This window comes from Vibrio sp. 1978 (genome assembly GCF_033344345.1).
Window position 1 is genome coordinate 1 of sequence record NZ_JAWPOP010000135.1, and the last position, 1,130, is coordinate 1,130.

Consider the following 1,130-nt stretch of genomic DNA (forward strand, 5'->3'; position numbering starts at 1 on the left):
GTGTACTTACCATGCCCAAAGCCCGTTGGGTTGGGTTTACGGCTGTAGTCTCCACGCATAACATTCTCGATCATGCCGTCGAAATCTGTCGCGTAAGTAATCCCTTTGCGAATGTTTAAGTCATCAAGTAGAGGCATGGCCGTGTTTATCCAAACGCCACCAGCACCAACTGGATATTGGTTGTAACCCCAGAACTTCTCAATATAACCCTTTTGATAAGGGGCAGTATTGGATTTGTCATGCCATAGACTTGGCAAAACCAATCCAAATGCGTCCAACTTACCTTTTTCGAAGTGCTTCATCGCAATATCACTATCGCGGATAACCGTGATACGAATTTTGTCGACGTTATAGCGATTCTCGTAGTACTTATTGGTATAACCCCACCAGTCCTCACCTACGTGCTTAAAGGTAACGCTTTTACCTTTTTTGACGTCGGCTAAGTAATAAGCGCTGGTGGTTGGTTCACTTTTAAAGTTGTAGTAGCGCACAAAATCATCATGAATGCCGTCACCGTTCTCGTCTTTCTTCGGATTCGCATAGAAATGAGCAGGACGAGGACGTAGCGCCCCCATTCTCAACAACAACTCTTCTGGATTGAGCTCTTTCGCGGCCTTCACGGCGAAGGTGTGATCGTCAAATTTGATAACATCAGCAACCGTTTTGTTGTAATAGTCGTTGTACCAAGGCTCTAAAATGTCTTTCGAGCGGTAAAACTTAAGCATAAAAACAAAATCGTCTGCCGTGACTGGCTTGCCATCCGACCATTTAGCTTGTGGGTTTAGTTTGAAATAAACCGTTTTATTGTCACCCGCTAATGCCCACTCATTGGCTAGCTCAGGGATGAATTCAAGCGTATCTGGGTGGCGAACCACCAACCCTGGCGTTTCATCCAAGATGAAAGAACGTAAACCAGAGTTTGCATCAGGACCAACACTGCGTAGAGTCTGAGGAAAGCTCGACATGAAAGTGCGGTAAGTCCCGCCACGCTTTGCTTCAGGAGAGCCATATTGAGGCTCATCCCAGTTTGTTTGCCAGTTTAAGTCAGTCGGAAGCGTCGCTGACATCACACCAAAACTTAGGGCGCTTAGCGTGGACGCTAAAATTATTCTTTTCATAAAACTTCCCTT

General features: G+C 45.7%; 1 protein-coding gene. It reads right to left on the bottom strand.

What is annotated here, in order from left to right; genetic code table 11:
* On the bottom strand, positions 1–1,118 hold a 1,118-nt coding region (locus R8N49_RS25035), incomplete at its 3' end, for an ABC transporter substrate-binding protein (RefSeq protein WP_318190200.1).
* Positions 1,119–1,130 lie beyond the last annotated feature (12 nt).